The sequence below is a fragment of the Pedobacter sp. GQ55 genome, assembly GCF_059758925.1.
Genome location: NZ_JCAXEI010000005.1, coordinates 277,157 through 300,057, shown reverse-complemented (window position 1 = coordinate 300,057; position 22,901 = coordinate 277,157). Strand labels below are relative to the sequence as shown.

General features: G+C 38.5%; 16 protein-coding genes. 9 read left to right on the top strand and 7 right to left on the bottom strand.

The genetic code is table 11. The annotated features are described in order from the left end of the window. Window positions 1–3: 3 nt before the first annotated feature. The 4 genes from AC6CH7_RS15690 (at window position 4) to AC6CH7_RS15675 (ending at window position 6,595) form a co-directional block, all read left to right on the top strand. Window positions 4–1,350 (top strand): TolC family protein, encoded by a 1,347-nt coding sequence (locus AC6CH7_RS15690; protein WP_498263650.1) that lies wholly within the window; start codon window positions 4–6, stop codon window positions 1,348–1,350. Window positions 1,351–1,352: 2 nt separating this feature from the next. Next, window positions 1,353–2,420: an efflux RND transporter periplasmic adaptor subunit gene (locus AC6CH7_RS15685; RefSeq protein ID WP_498263649.1), complete on the top strand. Its 1,068-nt coding sequence runs from the start codon at window positions 1,353–1,355 to the stop codon at window positions 2,418–2,420. Between the two features lie 60 nt (window positions 2,421–2,480). After that, window positions 2,481–5,669: an efflux RND transporter permease subunit gene (locus AC6CH7_RS15680; protein WP_498263648.1), complete on the top strand. Its 3,189-nt coding sequence runs from the start codon at window positions 2,481–2,483 to the stop codon at window positions 5,667–5,669. Window positions 5,670–5,785: 116 nt separating this feature from the next. Beyond that, complete coding sequence (locus AC6CH7_RS15675; protein ID WP_498263647.1) at window positions 5,786–6,595, top strand: hypothetical protein; 810 nt, start codon at window positions 5,786–5,788, stop codon at window positions 6,593–6,595. Window positions 6,596–6,629: 34 nt separating this feature from the next. Here AC6CH7_RS15675 and lpdA read toward each other — a convergent pair whose 3' ends face one another. Continuing rightward, a complete protein-coding gene (lpdA, locus tag AC6CH7_RS15670; RefSeq protein ID WP_498263646.1) occupies window positions 6,630–8,036 on the bottom strand; it encodes a dihydrolipoyl dehydrogenase in 1,407 nt (468 codons plus the stop codon). Between the two features lie 114 nt (window positions 8,037–8,150). Here lpdA and AC6CH7_RS15665 point away from each other — a divergent pair, with 114 nt between their 5' ends. The 3 genes from AC6CH7_RS15665 to AC6CH7_RS15655 all read left to right on the top strand — a co-directional run bounded on the left by AC6CH7_RS15665 (window position 8,151) and on the right by AC6CH7_RS15655 (window position 12,479). Next, a complete protein-coding gene (locus AC6CH7_RS15665) occupies window positions 8,151–10,028 on the top strand; it encodes a CocE/NonD family hydrolase (protein ID WP_498263645.1) in 1,878 nt (625 codons plus the stop codon). A gap of 4 nt (window positions 10,029–10,032) precedes the next feature. Beyond that, window positions 10,033–11,688, top strand: coding sequence for a M1 family metallopeptidase (locus tag AC6CH7_RS15660; protein ID WP_498263644.1), 1,656 nt, complete (start codon window positions 10,033–10,035; stop codon window positions 11,686–11,688). Window positions 11,689–11,753: 65 nt separating this feature from the next. Next, entirely contained in the window at window positions 11,754–12,479 is a 726-nt protein-coding gene (locus tag AC6CH7_RS15655; RefSeq protein WP_498263643.1) for a head GIN domain-containing protein, read from the top strand. A gap of 68 nt (window positions 12,480–12,547) precedes the next feature. On the opposite strand, the gene odhB is transcribed toward AC6CH7_RS15655, so the two are convergent. The 4 genes from odhB to AC6CH7_RS15635 form a co-directional block, all read right to left on the bottom strand. Then, window positions 12,548–13,777: a 2-oxoglutarate dehydrogenase complex dihydrolipoyllysine-residue succinyltransferase gene (gene odhB / locus AC6CH7_RS15650; RefSeq protein ID WP_498263642.1), complete on the bottom strand. Its 1,230-nt coding sequence runs from the start codon at window positions 13,775–13,777 to the stop codon at window positions 12,548–12,550. 19 nt (window positions 13,778–13,796) lie between these two features. Beyond that, entirely contained in the window at window positions 13,797–16,592 is a 2,796-nt protein-coding gene (locus tag AC6CH7_RS15645) for a 2-oxoglutarate dehydrogenase E1 component (protein WP_498263641.1), read from the bottom strand. A 66-nt stretch (window positions 16,593–16,658) separates the two neighbouring features. Further along, window positions 16,659–17,537, bottom strand: a complete 879-nt coding sequence (locus AC6CH7_RS15640; RefSeq protein WP_498263640.1) for a MerR family transcriptional regulator — start codon at window positions 17,535–17,537, stop codon at window positions 16,659–16,661. A 103-nt stretch (window positions 17,538–17,640) separates the two neighbouring features. Next, window positions 17,641–18,933 carry a DASH family cryptochrome gene (locus AC6CH7_RS15635; RefSeq protein ID WP_498263639.1) on the bottom strand — a complete coding sequence of 431 codons (1,293 nt, stop codon included), beginning with the start codon at window positions 18,931–18,933 and terminating at the stop codon, window positions 17,641–17,643. Window positions 18,934–19,089: 156 nt separating this feature from the next. Between AC6CH7_RS15635 and AC6CH7_RS15630 the strand changes: the two genes are divergently transcribed. Together AC6CH7_RS15630 and AC6CH7_RS15625 are read left to right on the top strand one after the other, a co-directional pair. Then, window positions 19,090–19,995, top strand: coding sequence for a TIGR01777 family oxidoreductase (locus AC6CH7_RS15630; protein WP_498263638.1), 906 nt, complete (start codon window positions 19,090–19,092; stop codon window positions 19,993–19,995). Next, window positions 19,995–21,299 (top strand): cryptochrome/photolyase family protein, encoded by a 1,305-nt coding sequence (locus AC6CH7_RS15625; protein ID WP_498263637.1) that lies wholly within the window; start codon window positions 19,995–19,997, stop codon window positions 21,297–21,299. The genes AC6CH7_RS15630 and AC6CH7_RS15625 overlap by 1 nt, the downstream gene beginning before the upstream one ends. A gap of 24 nt (window positions 21,300–21,323) precedes the next feature. Here the strand turns inward: AC6CH7_RS15625 and AC6CH7_RS15620 are convergent, their stop codons facing one another. Both AC6CH7_RS15620 and AC6CH7_RS15615 read right to left on the bottom strand, forming a co-directional pair. Then, window positions 21,324–22,247 carry an FKBP-type peptidyl-prolyl cis-trans isomerase gene (locus AC6CH7_RS15620; RefSeq protein ID WP_498263636.1) on the bottom strand — a complete coding sequence of 308 codons (924 nt, stop codon included), beginning with the start codon at window positions 22,245–22,247 and terminating at the stop codon, window positions 21,324–21,326. A 1-nt stretch (window position 22,248) separates the two neighbouring features. Then, complete coding sequence (locus tag AC6CH7_RS15615) at window positions 22,249–22,746, bottom strand: FKBP-type peptidyl-prolyl cis-trans isomerase (protein WP_498263635.1); 498 nt, start codon at window positions 22,744–22,746, stop codon at window positions 22,249–22,251. Window positions 22,747–22,901 lie beyond the last annotated feature (155 nt).

Below are 22,901 nucleotides of genomic sequence, written 5' to 3'. Positions count from 1 at the left end.
TATATGAACACTATTATTAAACAGATAAAAACAATCCCACTATTATTATTGGGCTTGGTATTATCAAATACAGTTAGTGCACAACAAACGCTAAGCTTAAAAGATGCGTTAAATTACGCCATCCAGAATAGCGCAAATGTGCGAAAAGCAAAACTTGATATTGACGGGGGGAAATACAAAACCCAGGAAGTTAGGGCTCAGGCTTTACCGCAGATTACAGGTAATGCAGGTTTAACTTACAATCCTATTATTGGCCAATTGGTAGCAGATATAGGCAATGGCACTACACAATCATTTAAAATGGGTCAAAAATGGAATTCATCTGCCGGGGTTCAACTTTCACAGCAATTATTCAATCAACAAGTTTTCACGGGTCTGCAGGCTGCAAGATCAAGTGAGGAGTATTACAACCTTACTGCTCAATTTACGGAAGAGCAGATCATAGAGTTAGTTGCCAATAATTATTATCAGGTGTTGGTAAACAGACAGCAAATGAATGTAATCGACACCAACATCAAGAATGTAAAAGTTATTGAAAATATCATTTCCAATCAGCACAAAAATGGCTTGGCTAAAAAAATTGATGTTGATCGTATCAATGTTAACCTTACCAATTTGGAAACACAGCGCTCACAAATTTTAAATGCGATTACACAATTGGAAAACCAGTTAAAGTTTTCGATGGGCATGCCGGTAAGTACCAGTATTACCTTACCAAAAACAGAACTTACTGAAGTAACCCAATTACCTGAACTTGCAGATTCTATTGGTTTAGACAACAGGACGGAAATTAAACTCCTGGATATTCAGGACAAACTTTTATCACTACAGCGTAAAGCTTACGTAGCGGAGTATTATCCAAACTTATCGTTAACAGGGAACTATACTTATTCCAGTCAGGCTAATAATTTCGATTTCCTGACTACAAATAAAAAAGCTATTGGTTTTGATGCATCAGCCATTGGGTTAACCTTAAAAATACCAATTTTTAACGGATTCCTGACTCGTTCAAAGGTACGTCAGGCCGATGTTGATATTAAGAAAGCAAAAGAGGACAGAAGAGAATCGACAAACTCATTAAACTTAGCTTATGAGAATGCTAAAATCGAATTGCGCAATAACATTAACACCATTAATGCACAAAAGAAAAATGCTGAACTGGCAAATGAGATTTATAAAAGTACGCAGAACAATTACAACAATGGTTTGGCGAACCTAACGGATCTACTGGACACAGAAAATTCACTTACTGAAGCTCAAAATAGCTACATCCAGGCTTTATTAAATTACAAAATAGCCGAAATACAATTAATCAAATCGAACGGAAATATTAAATCGCTAGCAAAATAGAAATGAAAAGAGTAATTATTATAATTGTTATAATCGTTGTCGCCCTTGGCGCAATAGCTTATGTTTTAAGCAACAACAAGAAGAAAAACGAAGCAAAAACGGCCTTTATCGCAGAAGGTGGTGGTGCTGTTGCTGTTCGAATTGCAACTGTAGAAAAGAAAGTAGTTGATCTGGATTTTGCTGTCAATGGAAACTTCGTACCTAAACAAGAATTAAACTTCCTTTCAGAAAATGCTGGTAGGGTAAGTAAAATTTACGTTGATGAAGGTGATCGTGTAACTAAAGGACAAGTTTTAGCACGTGTTGATGCTGAAATTATCAATACTGACAAAGAAACTGCGGAAGCAAACTATCAAAATGCTTTAAGAGATGAAGCCAGATACAAAAGTTCTTATGAAACTGGTGGTGTAACCCAACAGCAATTAGACCAGGCTAAATTAACAACACAAAACGCAAAATTGCGCCTGCAAGCTTCACAGCGTAAAGTAAGCGATGCGAATCTTAAATCGCCTATTAATGGTATCATCAATAAAAGATACATTGAAGTTGGTGCGTTTGTAAACACACAAGGAACTCAGTTATTTGAAATTGTAGACGTTTCTAAATTAAAACTAAGGGTAAACGTTAACGAATCGCAAGTAGCAAACCTAAAAATAGGTGATAAAATTGGCATCAAATCTTCTGTTTTCCCAACAGAAAAATTCAATGGCAAGGTTACATTCATTGCAGCAAAAGCCGATGCATCTTTAAACTTCCCTATTGAAATTGAAGTAGATAACAATACTAAAAACAGCCTAAAAGCAGGTATGTATGGAACAGCTGTATTTAATTTCCCTAAGCAAGCACCGGGCATTTTAATACCTCGTACTGCATTTGTGGGTAGTGTAAGCAGCAACCAGGTATTTATGTTAGATAAATCAAATAACACTTCTAAAATCCGTAAAGTAGTTGCTGGCCGTATTTTAGGGGATTCCGTTGAAATCCTTGAAGGATTAAACGAAGGAGAAACTGTAATTACAAGCGGACAGATTAATTTGGCTGAAGGCACTCCTGTCAGCATAGTAAAATAGGTCAATCCCGGCAGTTAATGATCGCGATATGCCAATCGCAATACGCAATAAAAAAAGAAAATGAAGATAACAGACATATCGATAAAAAGGCCCTCCCTGGTAATTGTAGTATTTACTGCACTTACTTTATTAGGGCTATTAAGTTACTTTTCGTTGGGCTATGAGTTATTACCAAAATTCTCAAACAACGTAGTATCTATTTCAACCATTTATCCTGGAGCTTCACCTGCTGAGGTAGAAAATACCGTAACTAAGAAAATTGAGGATGCGGTATCATCAATGGAAAATATCAAAAAAATAAATGCGGTTTCATTTGAGAGTTTATCGACAGTTACGATTACGTTAACTGATGCAGCCAACATTGATATTTCATTAAATGATGCTCAACGTAAGGTAAATGCCATCCTTTCAGATTTACCTGAGGATGTGAAAACACCATCATTAAGTAAATTCTCATTAGATGATTTACCGGTTATCACCATGTCGGCCTCTGCAGACATGGATGACATTAGCTTTTACGATTTAATTGACCAAAGGATTGCTCCGGTTATTTCCAGAGTAAGCGGGATTGCGCAGGTTAACCTAATTGGTGGATCTGAAAGAGAAATCCAGGTTTCTTTAGATGCAGATAAATTACAAGGCTATAATCTTTCTGTACCTCAGGTACAACAAATGATTTTAAGCTCAAACTTGGATTTCCCTACAGGAAGTGTTAAAACAGAAAATCAGGATGTTTTAATTCGTTTATCAGGTAAATACAGAAATCTTGAGGAATTAAGAAGCCTTGTCTTAACAACTTCAAAAGCTGGCGCTCAAATTCGTTTGGGTGATGTTGCTGATGTACAGGATTCTCAAAAAGAAACCGAAAAACTAGCTCGTATTGATAGAAAAGGGGCTATTGCTATCCAAATCATTAAACAGAGTGATGCAAATGCGGTAGAAGTAAGTAAAGGCGTACATAAAATTATAGAGAAACTAAAAGTAGAATACGCTGCTAATAAACTTAACATTAAAATTGTTAACGACAGTTCCATCTTCACCCTAGAATCTGCAGATGCCGTTATTCACGATTTAATTCTGGCAGTTGTACTGGTAGCATTTGTAATGCTATTCTTCCTGCATAGTTTACGTAATGCATTAATTGTAATGGTATCCATTCCGGCATCATTAATTGCAACGTTTATTGGTATAAGTTTATTTGGCTTTACTTTGAACCTGATGTCATTATTAGGTTTGTCTCTGGTGGTAGGTATCCTTGTGGATGACGCGATTGTGGTTCTGGAAAATATCCAGCGACACATGGAGATGGGTAAAAATAAAGTAAGAGCAGCTTCTGATGCGACAAGGGAAATCGGTTTTACAGTTGTATCCATTACACTGGTAATTGTGGTTGTGTTTTTCCCTATCGCCATTAGTACAGGTCTGGTATCGAACATTCTACGCCAGTTCTGTGTGGTTGTAATTATTGCAACGTTACTTTCATTAGTTGCTTCATTTACCATTGTACCTCTCCTTTTCTCTAGATACGGTAAATTAGAACATATTGAAGGCAAAAACATATTCGGTCGTTTTATCCTTTGGTTTGAAAAACAATTAAAAAAATTCACATTATGGGTTACAAACATCTTAACCTGGTCGTTAAACCATAAAAGACGTACCATAGCAGCCGTTGTCGTATTATTTGTTGGGGCAATGTGGTTAGCTGGAGCTGGTTTTATTGGTTCTGAGTTTTTCCCTAAATCTGATAAAGGTGAGTTTTTAATTCAAATTGAATTGCCAAAAGATGCACCTCTGGAGCAAACTAACTTTTACACACAAAAAGCGGAAGCATTTTTGGATAAACAGCCGGAAATTACTCAGTTAATTACTACTGTTGGTCAGGCCAGTGGAGATTTCGGTGGAACTCAGGCAACAGCTTATAAATCGGAGATCAACGTAAAGCTGGTTGAGCGTAATGAACGCGAGGGGATCTCGTCCGACATTTTCGCAACAAAAATGAGCCGTGCGCTTGCTAAAGAATTGGTAGGTGCTAAAGTTAAAACGGTACCAATTAGTATTTTGGGTATTGCAGAAAACGCTCCGATACAGTTGGTGGTAATGGGTTCTGACCTGGATAGCGCATTAAAATATGCAGAAGGTGCCCAAAAAGTACTTGCAGCAATTCCAGGTGCAACGGAGATCAAGTTATCTGTAGAAAAAGGAACTCCTGAAATTAATGTTCAGGTTGATCGTGATAAGATGTCGGCTCTTGGCTTAACATTACAAACTGTAGGTTCTACCATGCAAACTGCTTTTGCGGGTAACACAGACGGTAAATACAGAAAAGGCGAATACGAGTATGACATTAATATCCAATACCAGGATTTCAACAGGAAAAATGTTGACGATGTGCGTAACCTTATCTTTGTAAATACGAACAACGAGCAAATTAAGCTCTCACAGTTTGCAACGATTACCGAGGGTTCCGGACCAAGTCAGTTAGAGCGTTTAAATAAATCGACCTCAGTATCTGTTAAAGCGCAATCCATTGGGAGACCGACAGGAACTGTTGTTGCTGAATTTCAGGCAAAACTGGAGCAGCTACAAAAAGACGGAAAGTTAAAAGCTCCTATAGGTGTAAGTTATGCATGGGCAGGAGATCAGGAGAATCAGGCCGAAGGTTTTGGTACTCTGGGTATTGCCTTACTGGCTTCCGTTATTTTAGTTTATTTAATTATGGTGGCGCTATATGATAGTTTTGTTTATCCTTTAGTGGTAATGTTCTCTTTGCCACTTGCATTAATCGGGGCCTTCCTGGCGCTAGCTTTAACAAATAACTCGATCGGTATTTTCACCATCTTAGGTTTAATTATGCTAATGGGTTTGGTGGCGAAGAATGCGATTATACTAGTCGATTTTACCAACCACATGAAAGCAGAAGGAAAATCTACAATAGAAGCATTAGTTTTAGCTAACCACGCACGTTTGCGCCCAATTTTGATGACAACCATAGCCATGATCTTTGGTATGCTACCAATTGCGCTGGCAAGTGGTGCCGGTGCGGAATGGAAAAATGGACTGGCCTGGGTTATTGTCGGTGGTTTAACAAGTTCGTTATTTTTAACATTAATTGTTGTGCCGGTTGTTTACCTGATTTTTGATATTATGTTAGATAAATTAGGCTTTAACAAAAAAGGCAAAACAATAGACGAATTATTGGAGGAATCATACGAACATAAAGATGTTCTGGAATATGACCTTGCAGAATAACATTTCAAATAGATAATAACAAAAAGAGGAGCCCTAAAAAAGTTCCTCTTTTTGTTTTAATAATTAAAAACAATTATAATTGTTTTGTTGTATTTACAGGGAATATGTTGAGACGCATGATATTACTGCTGCTGTTATGCAGCTTTTCGTTAGGGATAAAAGCACAGCACCCTCCTGTTTTTGAGGGTATGCTGACTGACACAAGTGCTATTGCATTAAACGACTTGGACATCAATCTTGTAAAATATAGTTACGGGAAACCAAAGATCAGTTTCCTTGCCATACATGATGATGAAGACACAGGGGTAAAAGCTGCTTTTGAATACATACAGTTTAACGGTGGCAACATCATTGATTGTCAGTATGGCGGTGTCAGGAATTTTAAATTCACAAATGACGGTTTTAACTTCCAAACAGATCCCAACAGCATTTATACGCAAGAAGGAATTATTATGGGGCTTGAAAAGTACGAAAATGTAGATAATGATGAAGTTCTAATGCAACTAGAACGAACCGGCAAACTGATCCTCGACTTTTACAACCCTAAAAAACTTGGATACATTTTCACCTTACATAATAATGGGGATGGCGCGTTTGGTATTTCATCATACCTGGAGGGTTATGAACTAGAAAGCGCTGCAGATTCTGTATACATCAATTTTGAGATGGATAATGATGATCTGATTTTAGTGACTGATCTGAAGTTATTTAATCGCTTAAAACAAGAAAAGGTAAATGTAATACTTCAATCTCCTGAAGCACCTGATGATGGTTCTTTATCCGTTTATGCCATGAGTAAAAATATCCCTTACATAAATGTAGAAGTGCAACACGGCCATCAGGAAGAAAATTTAAGACTTATTGAAATAGCCATAAAGGTTTTATACGAAACCTATCCTGCTTTAAAAGAAAAGGCCTTAGAATAATCTAGGCCTTTTCTTTAATAATGCATTATTGCAATTAAATATGTATCGCTCTGTTTTCTGTAGCTGCCATAGCCGCTTCTTTAAGGGCTTCAGTGTATGTTGGGTGTGCGTGACAAATTCTTGCAATATCCTCAGCAGAAGCACGGAATTCCATCGCAACTACCGCTTCAGCAATCATATCAGCAGCACGAGGACCAATCATATGAACACCAAGGATCTCGTCGGTTTTGGCATCAGCTAATACTTTCACAAAACCATCAGTATCCATACTTGCTTTAGCTCTTCCACTTGCTTTGAAAGGGAATGAACCTGCTTTATATTGAATACCTTTTTCTTTTAGCTGCTCTTCAGTATAACCTACAGATGCAACTTCAGGCCATGTATAAACAACACCAGGGATAAGGTTATAATTGATATGTGGTTTTTGTCCGGCTAATCTCTCCGCTACATAAACACCTTCATCTTCTGCTTTATGCGCAAGCATAGCACCTTTAATTACGTCACCAATAGCATACACTCCCGGTACTGAGGTCTCAAGATGCTCGTTAACAGGAATTTTATTTCCTCTCTCTTCAGTGGTGATGCCAATATTTTCTAAGCCTAAGCCAGCAGTATAAGCAGTACGTCCTACAGCAACAATGCAGTAATCAGCCTCAAGTTTCACTTGCTCGCCTTTAGCATTATCAGCTGTTACAGTAACTTTTTTACCTTTTGTAGTGGCACCGGTAACTTTATGGCCCATATAAAACTCCATGCCTAAAGATTTCTTTAAAACACGTTGTAGCTCTTTGCCCAAACCAGCATCCATAGTACCGATAATAGATGGCATAAACTCAACAACAGATACTTTGGTACCTAAACGAGCATAAACAGAACCTAACTCCAAACCAATTACCCCTCCACCAATAACAATCATTTGTTTAGGCACTTCAGTAATGGTCAAAGCTTCAGTTGAAGTAATGATGCGTTTTTTATCTACAGGTAAAAATGGAAGAGCAGTTGGTTTAGATCCCGATGCGATAATTACATTTTTAGCAGTTATCGTTTCAGTTTTACCATCAGCATTGGTAATTTTTATTGTATTCTTATCAACAAATGAACCTACACCTTCAAATGTGTCAATTTTATTTTTCTTAAAAAGATATTGAATACCAGCAGTATTTTGAGCAACCACATCATTCTTGCGGGCAATCATCTGCGGCATGTCAACTTTTAAATCTTTAAGATCAATACCATGGGTTTTAAAAGTATGAGCAGCATTATGATAATGCTCTGAAGAATCTAACAATGCTTTAGACGGAATACAACCTACATTTAAGCAGGTCCCACCAAAAGTCTTATATTTTTCTATAACTGCCGTTTTTAGGCCTAATTGGGCACATCTTATTGCTCCAACATAACCGCCCGGGCCCGAGCCAATTACAACTACATCGTATTGCATATTAAAGGTTTTTTTTATTAAACAAAGTTAGTAAACCTGAGGCAAAATCAGACACTTATTAGCCTAAAACATTTCCATTTACTATATTTACTATTTATAACTTATTAACTTAAAATGGCCCATATCAAATTCCTTTGGCTTATTGCTATCCACATTTTTACATTTTCAGCTGTTTTTGCTCAACAATCCGATTCGGCGTATGTAAAAGAAAATTACACTAAGATTGAACGTAGTATTACCATGAGAGATGGTGTCAAATTATTTACTTCAATCTATATCCCAAAAGATAAGACAAAAAAGTACCCATTTCTGATTAACAGAACCCCGTACACTGTTGCACCTTACGGAGCGGATAAATACAAAACCAGTTTGGGTAACTTTCCTGCAATGATGAGAGAAGGATTCATATTTGTTTATCAGGATGTGAGAGGCAAATGGATGAGTGAGGGTATATTCGATGATATAAGACCACAGGTGGCCAACAAAAAAACTAAAAAAGACATTGATGAGAGCACTGATACCTACGATACCATTGATTGGCTTGTAAAAAATATAGAAAACAATAATGGCAAAGCTGGCATCTACGGTATTTCTTATCCGGGTTTTTACTCTACTACGTCTTTACCGGGAGCACACCCTGCTTTAAAGGCAGTTTCCCCGCAGGCACCTGTTACCGACTGGTTCCGTGGCGACGATTTTCACCACAATGGAAGTCTGTTTTTAATGGATGCGTTTAGCTTTATGAGCACATTCGGTGTTCCAAGACCGCAGCCAATTACTCCAGACAAAGGACCTAAAGGTTTCGAATTCCCAATACAAGACAACTATCGTTTTTACCTGGAATCCGGATCAGTTAAAAACCTAAAGGATAAATATTTTGCTGATAGCATTAAATTCTGGAATGACTTATTTGCACACCCTAATCTGGATACCTTTTGGCAGGCAAGAAACATCCAGCCGCATTTAGTTAATGTAAAACCTGCCGTTATGGTTGTAGGAGGTTTCTTCGATGCAGAAGATGCCTATGGTACCTTTGCAACCTATAAAAGCATCGAGAAACAAAATCCAAAAGCAAACAACATCCTGGTTATGGGGCCATGGTTTCATGGAGGCTGGGTACGCAGTACCGGAAGCAGCTTTGGAGATATTGAATTCGGACAGCCAACCAGCACATATTATCAGGAAAACTTTGAGCTCCCTTTCTTTAAGTACTACCTTAAAGGTCAGGGTGATTTTAATGCCGCAGAAGCAAACATCTTTGTAACTGGCAGCAACGAATGGAAAAAATTTAGTACTTGGCCACCCAAAGATACCGAAACCAAAACGCTGTATTTGCAACCCAACGGAAAGCTAAGTTTTGAAAAAGTTAAGAGAACCGATAGCTGGGACGAATACGTAAGTGACCCTAATAATCCTGTTCCTTATCAGGATGGAGTTCAAGCGAAAAGAACACGCGAATACATGATCGATGATCAACGTTTCGCTGCCCGCAGACCAGATGTTAAAGTATACCAAACTGATACTTTAACTGAAGATATCACACTAACCGGACCACTATTGGCCAATCTGGTTGTATCTACAACCGGCTCAGATGCAGATTACGTGGTAAAACTAATTGATGTTTATCCTGAAAACACTCCAAACCCAACCACAAATCCAAAAAACCTGATTATGGGTGGTTACCAAATGCTGGTACGCGGAGAAATTATGCGTGGGAAATATCGTAATAGCTTTGAAAAGCCGGAGGCCATCAATCCGGGCGAAATCACTAAAGTTAACTATGCCCTGCCTGACGTTGCCCACACTTTCAAAAAAGGTCACAGGATAATGATACAGATACAAAATTCATGGTTCCCATTAGCAGACAGAAACCCTCAAAAATTCATGAACATCTATCAGGCCGAACCAAGTGATTTCCAAAAAGCAACACACCGCATTTTTCACGATGTACACAATTCTTCTTCACTAACTGTAACCGTACTAAAACAATAATTTAATGAAGAAGCTATTATTCTGTGCGATTGCGTTACTGTGTACAATAAATCTTGCAAAGGCACAGCTACTTACGGGGGCCGAAAAATCTTCCAGGGCTGATAGCCTAAGAGGTGCACTTACTTCACTAAGAACCTGCTACGATGTCAATTATTACCATCTTGATGTTAAAATAAACATTGATGATAAATTCATCAGCGGAAGCAATGAATTTAAATTTACAGCTACTCAAAACTTCAGCAAACTGCAATTTGACCTGTTCGATAACCTTAAGGTTGATAAAATTGTATTTAAGGGTGCTGAGCTTCCTTACAAAAGAGAATTCAATGCAGTATTTGTAACTTTCCCTGTTGAGATTAAAAAAGATGCAAAGGAAAGCTTTACTGTATATTATTCAGGCAATCCTGTTATAGCAAAGAACCCACCCTGGGATGGGGGCTTTATCTTTACCAAAGATAAGTCTGGCAACCCGTGGGTTTCTGTAGCCTGCCAGGGCTTTGGCGCCAGCTGCTGGTGGCCAAACAAGGACCATCAAAGCGATGAGGTGGATAGTATGCTTATTAGTATAACTGCGCCGAAGGACCTTCAGGATATTTCAAACGGACGCTTAAGAAGCACTGTTCAAAAACAAGATGGCTACACGCAATACAACTGGTTTGTCGCCAACCCAATAAACAACTACAACGTAACCTTTTATATTGGCAAATACGCACATTGGTCTGATCAGTACCAGGGCGAAAAAGGCGAGCTATCCCTTGATTACTGGGCACTTAAAGAGGATAGCCTAAAAGCCCATCCCCATTGGGATGCAGATGTGAAACCCATGTTAAAATCCTTTGAGCATTGGTTTGGCCCTTACCCTTTTTATGAGGACGGCTATAAGCTTGTTCAGGCACCTCATCTGGGCATGGAGCATCAGAGTGCCGTTGCATACGGCAATCAGTTTAAAATGGGCTACCTTGGAAAAGACTTGTCCGCCTCAGGCTGGGGTCTAAAGTTCGATTTCATCATTGTTCACGAAAGCGGACATGAATGGTTTGGAAACAACATCACCTCAAAAGATATAGCCGATATGTGGATTCATGAAGCCTTCACAAACTACTCTGAAACGCTATTCACGGAATCAGAACATGGAAAACAAGCTGCATCAGATTATGTTGTGGGTATAAGACATAACATCCAGAACGATATTCCAATTATTGGACAATATGACGTGAATAAAGAAGGATCTGGTGATATGTATTACAAGGGAGCAAACATGATCCACATCATTCGTCAGCTGGTCAATAATGATGAAAAATTCAGAAGCATATTAAGGGGGTTAAATAAAACATTCTATCATAAAACTGTTACCACGCAAGAAGTTGAGAATTATATAGCAAGGCAAAGTGGCTTAAAGCTGGATAAGGTATTTGACCAATACCTTCGTTATGCGAATATTCCAACATTAGAATATAAAATTGAAGGCTCAAAATTATCATACAGATGGCTAGCCGATGTAAAGAATTTTGACATGCCGGTTAAAGTAAGCTTAAAAGAAAACACCTTTTCCCTCCTCTACCCAACTACTCAATGGAAAACAGCCGAATTGGGCAAAGGCGTAACAGCAAATACTTTCAAAGCAGATCGGAACTTCTATATTAAACTTAAAAAGTCATAGATTTTTTTTTAAAGATGGTGCAACTAATTGCAGTTCTGTGCGTCATATAGAAAAACCTAAGCAAAATGAAAAAAATAAGATCAATATTAATCCTGGCATTCCTGGCATTGGGAATAGCAAGTCAAGCTTCTAATCCAACCAACAAATCAACATATTACTCAAATCAACAGAGACAGGTAAGCCATTTTACAGGTATCGAGATTGGTGGTTCTATTAATGCAAAAGTTAAGCTCGGCAATACAGAAAGTCTTAGATTAGAAGGCGATCAAGAGGCCATAGATAACCTTATTACTGAGGTAAAAAATGGTGTACTGACCATTAAACCAAAAACAAAATGGAACGACTGGTATAAAAAATTCAAAAACGCAAAAATCACAGCCTATATTACCGCAAAGAAGATCACTTCATTAGGATTGGGCGGCTCCGGTAGTATAGATGTTGAAGGAATAATCAACTCTTCTTCACTAAGCGTTGCAGTAAGCGGTTCTGGCAATATCAAAGCATCCGCAAGTGTAACTAATTTCGAAGGCGCAATCAGCGGTTCAGGTGGGTTGTCAATTAACGGAAAGGCCAAGGAATCTGAAATCAGTATCAGTGGCTCAGGAACTTTTTCAGGCAAGAGCTTCTCAGTAGAGACGGTTTCTGCTCACGTAAGTGGATCAGGGAACGTATACATAGATGTTCAGAAAAGCATTGATGCAGCGATAAGCGGATCAGGAAATATAAGCTACTCAGGCAATCCTACAATTCAAAAATCCGTATCCGGATCAGGCGGAGTACGAAAAATATAAACACACACAAATAAATAAAAAACCCCAATGCTTAAAAACATTGGGGTTTTTCTATATAGTTTAAGCGATTAAACGCCTAACAATAATCTAGCTGGGTCTTCTAACAATTGCTTAACCCTTACCAGGAAGCCTACCGACTCTCTTCCATCAATAATTCTGTGGTCATAAGATAAAGCCACATACATCATCGGACGAATTACAACTTCTCCTTTTTCAGCAATCGGGCGCTCAATGATATTGTGCATACCTAAAATTGCAGACTGAGGAGCATTAATAATTGGAGTAGACATCATAGATCCAAACACACCACCATTAGTAATTGTGAATGTACCACCAGTCATTTCCTCAATAGTTAATTTGCTGTCACGCGCTTTAGTAGCAAGTTCAATAACAGTTTTCTCGATCTGAGCAAGGCTCATACTTTCTGCATTTCTAATGATCGGAACAACCAATCCTTTAGGAGCAGATACTGCAATTGAGATATCAGCAAAATCATTATAAACGATCTCTTCGCCATCAATTTTAGCATTTACGGCCGGGAAATCTTTTAATGCCTCACAAACAGCTTTAGTAAAGAAACTCATAAAGCCTAAGCCTACGCCAAATTTCTCTTTGAACTGATCTTTATACTTACCTCTCAAATCCATAATCGGCTTCATATTAACTTCGTTAAACGTAGTTAACATTGCAGTCTCATTTTTAACTGTAACCAATCTCTTAGCAACTGTTTTACGCAATGGCGACATTTTCTCTCTGCGCTCATTTCTTGAACCTGCAACAGCAGTTACCGCAGGGGCAGCTTTAGCAGCAGGAGCCGTAGCTTTCGGTTGAGATTTCTCTGCAGCAACAGCATCTTCCTTAGTAATTCTTCCATCAACACCTGTTCCTTTTACAGAAGCTGGATCAACATCTTTTTCAGCAAGGATTTTTCCGGCAGCAGGAGAAGGAGTTCCTGTAGCATAATTTTCACTGCCTTTTTCAGCGACAGGGGCTGCAGCCTTATCTGCAGCAGCAGCAGGTTTTTCTTCTTTAGCGGGTTCTTCTTTTGCTTTAGGTGCAGCGCCACCATCTTCAATTTTGCAAACTACAGCACCAATGGCAAGTGTATCGCCTTCGGCAGCTACTGTTTTTAAAGTTCCGGCTTGTTCCGCAGTTAATTCAAACGTTGCCTTATCAGATTCCAATTCAGCAATTACCTCGTCCATTTCAACTACATCCCCATCGTTTTTTACCCAACGTGATAAAACAACTTCGGTTATCGACTCGCCTACTGGCGGAACTTTTATTTCTATACTCATAACTGATGTATTATTTTTTCTAATCTACATTATAAACTTTACTCACTGATTTTTTAGCAATCTTTTTCTCTGTTTCAGTAACAGGAGCTTCAAAAGCTTTAGCTAAAATATAAGCCTGTTGATCTGCATGTTGTCTTGCAAATCCGGTGGCAGTACTGCTGCTTTCTTTTCTTGAAATCAGTTCAATATCATTAAAGATAGTTCTTCTTAATTTACGCAACAAATATGGCCATGCACCCATATTCTCAGGTTCCTCCTGTACCCAAACTGCTTCTTTAGCATTTTTGTATTTCGCATATACAGTTTCCATTTGCGCCAATGGAGTTGGATAAAGCTGCTCAACACGAACAATAGCAACATCCTTGATTTGATCTTTTTGTTGTTTTTCTAACAACTCATAATAGATCTTACCAGAACAGAATAATACTCTTCTAACATCAGCTGCTTTAACATTTTCGTCGTTAATAACCTCCTGAAATTTACCATCAGTAAACTCAGCAAGTTTCGAAACGCATTGAGGATTACGCAATAAACTCTTAGGCGTAAACACGACCAAAGGTTTTCTAAAATCACGTTTAAACTGTCTGCGTAATGCATGGAAGAAGTTAGCCGGAGTAGTACAGTTCGTTATCTGCATGTTGTAATCAGCACAAAGTTCCATAAAACGCTCAATCCTTGCAGAGGAGTGTTCCGGACCTTGTCCTTCATAACCATGAGGCAACAACATTACCAAACCGTTCTCACGTTGCCATTTCGTTTCTGCACTTGCAATATACTGATCTATCACAATCTGCGCTCCGTTAAAGAAATCGCCAAACTGAGCTTCCCAAATGGTAAGCGCATTAGGGTTAGCCATTGCATAACCATACTCAAAACCTAGTACCCCGTACTCAGATAAATGCGAATTGTAAATATCAAACGGGGCTTGTTGATCAGAAATGTTTGCCAATGGGATATATTCTTCCTCAGAATCTTCAAGGGTTATAACCGCATGTCTGTGAGAGAATGTTCCACGTTCTACATCCTGTCCGCTTAAACGCACTCTTTTTCCTTCCGCAAGGATAGTACCATAAGCCAATTGCTCACCCATTGCCCAATCGAACACATGAGTAGTATTTGCCATTTTACTGCGCTCTTCAAAAAGCTTCTCTATTTTCTTAAAAAACTTTTTATTTGATGGAAGCGTGCTTATTCTTTTCGCAACTTCAAGTAGTGTTGATTTCTTAACGGAAGTATTTGGAGAAGTTTCAAAATCCTTAGGTGTAGCTAAACGCATGTCTGACCACGCACCGCCAAATTTCACCTCATGATAAGTAGAAGTTATTTCTTTCGCTTCATTTAAACGTTCCTGTAATATGCCACGGAACTCCTTCTCCATTTCCTTGGCTAAACTTGCTTCAAGTTTACCCTCGCCAATCAGTTGCTGAATATAAATATCCCGCGGATTAGCGTGCTTCTCTATGCTTTTATATAGAAGGGGTTGAGTAAACTTAGGCTCATCGGCCTCGTTATGGCCAAATCTACGGTAACATAAAATATCAATGAACACATCATTTTTATATTTCTGACGGTATTCCATTGCTAAATTAATCGCATAAACTAAAGCCTCAGGATCATCACCATTCACATGAAATACCGGCGATAATGTTACTTTAGCGATATCAGTACAATAAGTACTGGTACGACCATCTTTATAGTTGGTAGTAAAACCAATCTGGTTGTTAATAATCAAGTGAATTGTTCCACCAGTTTTATAACCATCCAAACCAGCCATCTGAATTACTTCATAAACAATACCCTGTCCTGCAACAGAAGCATCACCATGTATCAAAATTGGTGCAATACGTGCATTGTCGCCACCGTATTTAAAATCAATTTTAGATCTGGTCATACCCTCTACTACCCCATTCACTGTTTCCAGGTGAGAAGGGTTAGGGCATAAACTCAAATGCACACTGTTACCATTGTTTGTGGTAACATCAGTTGAGTACCCGAGGTGGTATTTCACGTCACCTCCAAAAGGAGACTCGGCACTGTAACCCTTGCCTTCAAATTCAGCAAAGATATCCTTATAGGTTTTCTGCATGATATTGGCAAGAACGTTTAAACGCCCTCTGTGTGCCATGCCAATTACAAACTCTTCAATTCCAAGTTCTGCGCCTTTTTCAATTACCGAATCCAGGGCAGGGATTAAAGCCTCAGCTCCTTCAAGAGAAAAACGCTTCTGACCAAGAAACTTGGTTCCAAGGAAGTTCTCAAAGCTAACCGCTTCATTCAATTTCTTTAATATCCTTCTTTTCTCATCAATAGAGAAGTTTGGCGTATTACGTGCGCTCTCCATTTTCTCTTCAATCCACGAAAGGATTTCAGGAGTACGTACGTACTTATATTCTGCACCAATAGAGCGACAATAAGTTTGCTTTAAAAAAGCAATTATATCACTAAGCTTAGCTGCTCCAATACCAATCTCAATTCCAGAATTAAATACAGTGTCCAGGTCTGCCTTTGTTAATCCAAAGTTTTCCATGTCCAAAGTAGGTAGATGGTGACGTCTTTCCCTTACCGGATTGGTTTGGGTAAATAAGTGACCACGCTGACGATAGCCATTGATTAAATTGAGAACATTAATTTCCTTTAAAAAATGCTCAGGAGTCTCTGAACTAACCGATGTTCCGGAAGACCCTCTTCCAAAATCAAAGCCTTCAAAAAACTTTTGCCAACCAAACTCAACAGAATTAGGATCTTGTTTATAAGACTGATATACGGATTCTATGTATTCGGCATTTGCGCCGTTGAGATAAGATAAATTATCCATTATGTGTGAATTGCTATAAGTGTTGCAAAATTAGGTTTTTTTACCTTAATAAACAGGTAAATTTCCTTATAAATCTTCAAGAAATTCAACCATATCACAAACATTTTTCAATGGTGTCAGTTGATCCTTCACAAGAATGTCAAATTCTGATATCAAACTCCCTGCCACTAACAACGGCACATTCAAATTATCCATCACTTTTCCTACAACTTTATTAATGTCTTTGCCTAAATTTAAGGAGGTTAACACAATAAACGAATAATCTGGTTTATAAGCGGCCACAATTTTTTTCAGGTCAGCATAAGGTATTCCCGAACCAAGATAAAGTGTATCCTGCCCACAGTTTTTCAATAAAAATCTGGCGAATAGCAAACCGGCTTCGTGCATCTCTGCCTCAGGCAAAAAGAGCAGAAATCGTTTAGGCTCATCTTTATGCGGTTTTTCAACTTTATCAATCTCAACAATGATACGATCCCTTATCAGGGTAGAAGCAAAATGCTCATGAGAAGGATCGATAGCACCGGTTTGCCAAAGCATCCCAACCTTCTTCATAAAAGGGAAAAGCACAAGGTCCATAGTTTTAATCAACCCCATTTCCTCAATGCATCCTGCTAAAGTATTAGAAAAAGCTACTTCATCATAGTCGATAGTAGCGTTAGATAGGCTAAGCATCTGAACCGAATCATTATTCCAATCTGCTTTAAGCTGAGTAACCAGATCAGAGATCTGCTTCTTACTCATTTTGGCTATCTTACTGATCTTGTAGCCATTCTCATTAAGCGTAACAATATTTAAAAGGGACTTTAAATCCTCCTCGTCGTAATACCTGATGTTGGTCAATGTCCGCTTAGGCGGCACAAGATTGTACCGGATTTCCCACGCCCTAATGGTATGTGCTTTTATGCCTATAAGACTTTCTATGTCGCTAATTGAGAATTTTTTCACACTATATTGAACAACAAATGTTAAACAAGTTTGTTTAAAAAACAATTTTTGTTTAACATTTTTTTAATAACTGCTCAAAAGCGCCAGTTATTAGACAAGAATATCAGACAAGAGACGCAGCATCAGGAGATACTACATCCAGAATTTTCATTTGTTTATCAAGGTCAAATGTGTTCTTCGATTTAAGGTCAAGGCCGGCACCTGCAACATTTGCCCAGTTACCCCAATTACTCGCAGGAGCATAATCAATCAGCTTTTCTTCAAAATATGCAGCCCCAATTGTCCAATGAATTTTTAAAACATGAATCAGAAAAGTAGCAACGACTAAGCGGCCTCCATGAGGAATAAATCCAGAGTCATTAAGCTCCTTCATATATTTATCAACAAGCAAATGTCCTGTCTCCCCGTCTTTCCATTTTTTCAGTAAAGTCTCATCAACTTCAACGGGCGATAAGATCAGTTCTTCAAAATCTGGTTCCTGGAAAAACTTAATTCCATGTTTTTTAAACATAAACCTAAAGTAATCGCGCCAAAGCAATCCCAATAATATTTGATTAAAATTAGGGTTGGCACCAAAGCTCGCTTCGGCCTCTTTAACCATCCAATAAACCTTTCTTGGCGAAAGACAACCGAACGAAAGCCATCCGGAAATTTTAGAAGAAAAACCCTGCTTATCCGCGGCAACTTTTGAAGTACTTTTAATATAAATATCTGATCCGGGTTTAAGTAACTCCGTTAGATGCTCCAGCCCATCTAATTCTCCTCCTTTAGCGTCATTATCAAAACTCACAAAACCGGCCTCCACAAATCCCAGCTCCAATAATGAAGGAAGTGCACCCCAATTCTCATTTTCAACAAAAGCAATCTCTAATGGAGATTCATGACAGGACTTCACAATTGCATCGCGCTCTGTTTTCTTTTTAAACTGAGTAAATACATCTGGAATATCTTTAATAGGAAAAGGTAAATCTTCTTTATTATAAAGTGTATGCCCAATAAAATGTTTTAGATTAATCCTTTGCTTCCACAAAGCATCCTCTACATAAGTAGATATTATAGTTTCTTCGGGACCAACTTCTCTATGATGATAAACCTCAGAAATTTCTAACTGCTCAACAATGGCTGGTATATGCTCTTCAGGTTTACCCTGTATCAGCAAGATGTCCCCTCCTAATTTTTGAAATGCTGCTCTCAAAGATGAAACACTTTCTAACAAAAACTGTGCTCTGCGTGCTCCTGTTTTTTCTGTTTCGAACGAAGTACTCTCAAAATGTCGGGGATCAAAAAAATAAATAGGTAAAATACAGTCCGATTTAGCAATTGCTTCAACTAACATTTCATTATCATGTAAGCGAAGGTCATTCCTGAACCACACCAATATTTTCTTAGACTTCATTAACTTGCAACTGAGTTTTGTGTACTATTTACAAAAATATACGATTTTTTATCCGAATAAGAATCACAACCCCAATATTTACACTAGCGAAACAAATCAAAGGCATAAAAAGCGCTTTTCGCAAAACTTAAAGTTAAAACCATAGGTTATAAAAGTATGAAGAACCAAATCTTGATTACAGGAGCTACCGGCATGTTAGGCAAAAAACTAATAAATGCACTACATGAATCCGGGCATAAAGTTTCCGTACTAACAAGGAAAGCCACCAGCATAAAAAATGCAACCGTCTATTTATGGGATGTTTACAAACAGACCATAGACCCAGACTGCCTGCAGGGGATAGACACCATCATTCATTTGGCAGGCGAAAACATTGCAGAAAAGAAGTGGACAAAAGAACGTAAACAACAAATTATAGATAGTAGGGTAATGTCCGCCCAATTGCTTTATAAAACCGTTAAAGAAACACAGGCGCCTATAAAAACCTTTATTTCTGCCTCCGCCATTGGTTACTATGGAAATCGCGGCGATGAAATATTGACTGAAGAATCAGGGACCAGCACAGGTTTTCTTTCCAGATGCTGTAAATTATGGGAAGAGGCTGTTGATGAAGGCGCCTCAGCTGGCCTGCGAATAGTTAAATTCAGAATTGGCTTTGTTCTTGGCAAATCAGAAGGTGGGTTGGCGGCTTTAGAAAGGCCCATCCGCTATTTTGTTGGCGCCCCTCTTGGCACTGGGAAGCAATGGACGCCATGGGTACACGTTGATGATATTGTAAACATGTTTCTTTCAGCAGTAGAGAATCCATCGTACCATGGCGTTTACAACGCCTGTGCCCCTTTTCCGGTAACCAATGAGACCTTAACAAAAGCAATAGCAAAAACAATAAAACGTCCGGTATGGCCAATACATGTACCGGAAAAAGTGCTGGAAATGATTCTCGGAAAAATGAGTATCCTCCCGCTCATAAGCACAAACACATCTGCCCAAAAACTCCTGGATGCAGGTTTCATATTTAAATACACCCACCTGGAAGATGCATTAACCGATATTTACAAGTAGTGAAAGAAGAAGTAAGTATTTGCTGGTTCAGAAGAGATTTGAGATTAAATGACAATGCAGCACTTTATGAAGCGCTAAGAGGCCCATACTCCGTGCTGATCCTTTTTATTTTTGACACAAAGATTCTCAGAAAACTTTCAAACCCGGAAGATCCAAGAGTAACTTTTATACATCACACCTTACAGGAAATTCACTCCGAACTTGAAACACTGGGATCTACCATAGCCGTTAAACATGGCACACCTGAAGAAGTATGGATCGAAATTTTAAAAACCTACCATGTAAAAACTGTTTATGCCAACCATGATTATGAGCCTGGTGCAATTGAAAGAGATGATGCGTTGGCAGAATATCTTGCATCGGAACAAATTGAGTTTAAAACATTAAAAGATCAGGTCATCTTTGAAAAGAACGAGATTTTAAAGGACGACGGAAAGCCCTATACCGTTTTCACCCCCTATTTCAACCAATGGAAGGCAAAGCTTAATGAATTTTATGTTAAGTCATATCCCACAAACAATTACTTCAACAATCTTTTAAAAATACCCCCTCTTCCATTACCTACTTTAGTAGAAATCGGGTTCAAAGAATCGAGCCAAAAGTACCCCTCAAAGCACTTCAGCAGTAAACTTACCGATTATGAAGACAAAAGAGATTTCCCTGCTGTTGATGCAACTACACATATTGGCATGCACCTTCGTTTTGGCACAATAAGCATCCGTAAGGCTGCCAAACAAGCTTTAAAAAAAGGGGCAGACAAGTGGCTATCCGAACTTGCCTGGCGGGATTTTTATATGATGATCCTCTGGCACTTCCCCAGAATCGTGCATCAGTCCTTTAAGCCTGCTTACGACAACATCCAATGGCTAAACAACGAATCAGACTTCGACGCCTGGTGTGAGGGCAAAACCGGCTATCCACTGGTAGATGCCGGAATGAGACAACTCAATCAAACCGGCTATATGCACAACCGGGTACGCATGGTAGTAGCCTCTTTTTTAACTAAGCATCTATTAATAGACTGGCGCTGGGGCGAAGCCTATTTTGCAGAGAAATTATTGGATTACGAAGTGGCCAGCAATATTGGAGGCTGGCAATGGTCATGCGGATGCGGGAACGACGCTGCACCATACTTCCGGGTATTTAATCCGGAACTTCAGGCCAAAAAATTTGATCCGGATCAAGCCTATATCAACCAGTGGTTACCTGAGTATAAACAACAAAAGCATGTACAACCTATAGTTGAACATGCTTTTGCAAGAGAAAGAGTATTAAAAGTTTTTAAGGATGCCCTAAACGAATAGGTATATCCCGTTTAACTCATCAAATTAATTGGTAACATCAACAATTTCGATATCAAAATCTAAACAGATATTAGGTTGAATATCGTACTGCCCTGTTGTTTGATTTACTTTCCCTGTAGTTCCATAACCCTCTGAAGATGGGATGAAAATCCTAACTTTTGCGCCCTTTGTAAATTTCGTCAACACTTCCCAGCCAGAAATAACTTCAAGTAGTGTGGTTGAAAATGTTCCATCAGTATTAGAATCAAATGAAGTTCCATCAAGTGTACGACCTGTATACTTCGCTTTCAAAGTTGAAGCAAGATCAATAACCTCGGTACCTGTACCCGCCTGGATAACAGAATAATAAACTCCGGTTGAAGGATCTTTTGTAGCCGTTAATCCTTTTGATTGTATGAACTCTCTGATTCTTCTATCGTCCAATAATCTTTGAGACTTTTCAGGATAAGTAGTAACCGTAAATTCTATATTTTCATTTGAAGGGACGTTTAAAAGAGTAGCTCCATTTTTCCCAAATGCAAGGTACGAAGGCAATAAAATCCTTGCAACGCCACCTGGCTTAAGTGCCTGTAATACTTTCCTTAAACTTGGTAGCTGGATACCTGTATTGGCATAAGCAAAAGTACTTGCATATCCTACATACATTCCCAAGTTAGAAATTGCAGGAGTAGTATAATAATTAGTTCCGTTAAGCAACGATTTTACAGATACAGAATACAAAACGGAATCGGTAGTCTTCAAAAGCTCTCCGGTTCCTTGTGTTTTAATCTGATAATAAAATCCTGTTTTATCAGGATCTTCAACTGCATCGGTGATATTATTGCTTGAGATGTAATTTTTTATTTTAGCATCATCTATACTTTGAATGGACTCATATTCCTTTTTACAAGAATTTAGAAGAATCAAACCCACTATAAGAAAGGTATATGAGGTAATTTTTTTTAACATACTATTTTTGTTTATCTACTTTTTTAGCAACTTTTTTATAATCAATAATAAAATATAATACAGAATTTGCCGGTACTCCGGGAGTAGGGTAATTCTTATATGCCAGCTTTGAGGGCACCAGTAACTCTATCCGTCCACCTGGCTTAATTAAAGACAAACCTATTCTCCAGCCCGGCATTACGCTTTCGCGAATAAACTTAAACGGATTATCAGCGGTAGCCTCACTAAAAACTGAATCGGTCATTAAGCGGCCTTCATACTCTACAGTTAACGTATCAGTCGGGGCACGGTCGTCGGCTCCTGTACCAGCAGAATCAATTCTGTAATAAAGCCCGCTCGTATCTTTTGTTAAAGTAACCTCATTTGCCTCTGCCCAGTCCTTAATTATCGTTTCATCAATCTCAAACTGAGCCTTTTCATCATAGACTTCAGGTTTTGTACACGCGGCTAAAACACCAACGACGATAGCTATCCCTAATAAAAGCCTATTTTTTAACATAATGCACAAAAATAGTCTTTTATTGGCGATAGAACAATTTTTAACCAATTTTAACAATTAGGGGGTAAAAGTTGGGAAATTGTTAAAGAGAATATTCTAACTTGTCATTGGTAATTTATTTCAGCATCTCGGACTTGCAGGGTTTCTTTTCTTTT

Bases quoted from the DNA above. Each gene is read 5' to 3' on its own strand.
- AC6CH7_RS15685 (WP_498263649.1), top strand. From the start codon at position 1,353: ATGAAAAGAGTAATTATTATAATTGTTATAATCGTTGTCGCCCTTGGC.
- AC6CH7_RS15620 (WP_498263636.1), bottom strand. From the start codon at position 22,247: ATGTTAAAAAAAATTACCTCATATACCTTTCTTATAGTGGGTTTGATT.
- AC6CH7_RS15635 (WP_498263639.1), bottom strand. From the start codon at position 18,933: ATGAAGTCTAAGAAAATATTGGTGTGGTTCAGGAATGACCTTCGCTTA.
- odhB (WP_498263642.1), bottom strand. From the start codon at position 13,777: ATGAGTATAGAAATAAAAGTTCCGCCAGTAGGCGAGTCGATAACCGAA.
- lpdA (WP_498263646.1), bottom strand. From the start codon at position 8,036: ATGCAATACGATGTAGTTGTAATTGGCTCGGGCCCGGGCGGTTATGTT.
- AC6CH7_RS15630 (WP_498263638.1), top strand. From the start codon at position 19,090: ATGAAGAACCAAATCTTGATTACAGGAGCTACCGGCATGTTAGGCAAA.
- AC6CH7_RS15645 (WP_498263641.1), bottom strand. From the start codon at position 16,592: ATGGATAATTTATCTTATCTCAACGGCGCAAATGCCGAATACATAGAA.
- AC6CH7_RS15665 (WP_498263645.1), top strand. From the start codon at position 8,151: ATGGCCCATATCAAATTCCTTTGGCTTATTGCTATCCACATTTTTACA.
- AC6CH7_RS15655 (WP_498263643.1), top strand. From the start codon at position 11,754: ATGAAAAAAATAAGATCAATATTAATCCTGGCATTCCTGGCATTGGGA.
- AC6CH7_RS15615 (WP_498263635.1), bottom strand. From the start codon at position 22,746: ATGTTAAAAAATAGGCTTTTATTAGGGATAGCTATCGTCGTTGGTGTT.
- AC6CH7_RS15660 (WP_498263644.1), top strand. From the start codon at position 10,033: ATGAAGAAGCTATTATTCTGTGCGATTGCGTTACTGTGTACAATAAAT.
- AC6CH7_RS15680 (WP_498263648.1), top strand. From the start codon at position 2,481: ATGAAGATAACAGACATATCGATAAAAAGGCCCTCCCTGGTAATTGTA.
- AC6CH7_RS15675 (WP_498263647.1), top strand. From the start codon at position 5,786: ATGATATTACTGCTGCTGTTATGCAGCTTTTCGTTAGGGATAAAAGCA.
- AC6CH7_RS15690 (WP_498263650.1), top strand. From the start codon at position 4: ATGAACACTATTATTAAACAGATAAAAACAATCCCACTATTATTATTG.